Source organism: Mesorhizobium sp. M7A.F.Ca.US.014.04.1.1 (assembly GCF_003998745.1).
GTDB lineage: Bacteria > Pseudomonadota > Alphaproteobacteria > Rhizobiales > Rhizobiaceae > Mesorhizobium > Mesorhizobium ciceri.
Window position 1 is genome coordinate 1 of the sequence record NZ_RZRW01001035.1, and the last position, 1,192, is coordinate 1,192.

General features: G+C 64.1%; 2 protein-coding genes. Both read left to right on the forward strand.

What is annotated here, in order from left to right:
• A partial coding sequence (locus tag EOA22_RS34220) for a c-type cytochrome (RefSeq protein WP_127224702.1) occupies window positions 1-556 on the forward strand: 556 nt, incomplete at its 5' end.
• The coding region (locus EOA22_RS34225; protein WP_206521495.1) for a cbb3-type cytochrome c oxidase subunit I at window positions 553-1,192 on the forward strand (640 nt) is incomplete at its 3' end. The genes EOA22_RS34220 and EOA22_RS34225, both read left to right, overlap by 4 nt.

The window sequence follows — 1,192 nt, forward strand, 5'->3', positions numbered from 1 at the left end:
TATCCCTGCCGGCGAGCCGGTGCGGCTGCTTTTGACCTCGACCGATGTGATCCATTCCTTCTGGATCCCAAGCTTGGCCGGCAAGCTCGACCTTATCCCGGGCCACATGAACGTCCTGGATATCAAGGCGGACAAGCCAGGCGTCTACCGTGGTCAATGCGCTGAATTCTGCGGTGCGCAGCACGCCAACATGGGCACCTTGATCATCGCCGAGCCGCGCCCGAAATTCGATGCCTGGCTGAACGACCAGTTGCAGCCGGCCGGCGCGCCGGCGAGCGGCGAAGCCAAGGTCGGTGCGGACCTGTTCCTCAAACGCCCCTGCGTGATGTGTCACAGGATCGGGGGGACGCCGGCCGGCGGAACGGTGGCTCCCGATCTCACCCACATAGCCAGCCGGCAGACGCTCGCTGCCGGGACCTTGACGATGAGCCGCGGCAATCTCGCCGCCTGGATAGCCGACCCGCAAGGCATCAAGCCCGGCTCCCACATGCCGGTGGTGGAGCTCAGCGGCGATGAGCTCAATGCCGTGGTCGCCTATCTCGAGGGTCTGAAATGAGCAGCGCGGATCTCACAAGCCAACGCGACCTGCCGCCGGAGCGCAAGGTATCTGCAAAAGGCGACATCGCGCCCGAGCATGACGGACCGCGCGACACCGGCATGGATGATGCCGGCCTGCATCGCTGGCTCGAGCGCACCTGGCGGACGCCATCCGGCATCGTCGGAGCCTTGTCGAGCGTCGATCACAAGGTGATCGCACGACGCTATTTGATCACCGCTTTCGTGTTCCTTGGTCTTGGCGGCCTCAACGCTGTCGTCATGCGCATCCAGCTTTCTGGACCGCAACGCGGGCTGATCGGGCCCGACCTCTACAATCAGCTGTTCACCATGCATGGCGTTACGATGATGTTTCTGTTCGCCGTGCCCATCATGCAGGCGACCGGGATCTACCTGGTGCCGCTGATGGTCGGCACCCGCAACATCGCGTTTCCGCGCCTGAACGCGTTCAGCTACTGGGTCTACGTCTCGGGCGGCGCTTTCGCCTGGGTGTCCTTCGCCCTCAACATGGCCCCTGATGTGGGCTGGTTCGCCTACGTACCGCTGTCCGGCCCCGAATTCGCACCGGGCAAGCGGGCTGACGTCTGGGCGCAGATGATCACCTATACCGAAGTGTCGTCACTGGCCGTCGCGGTGG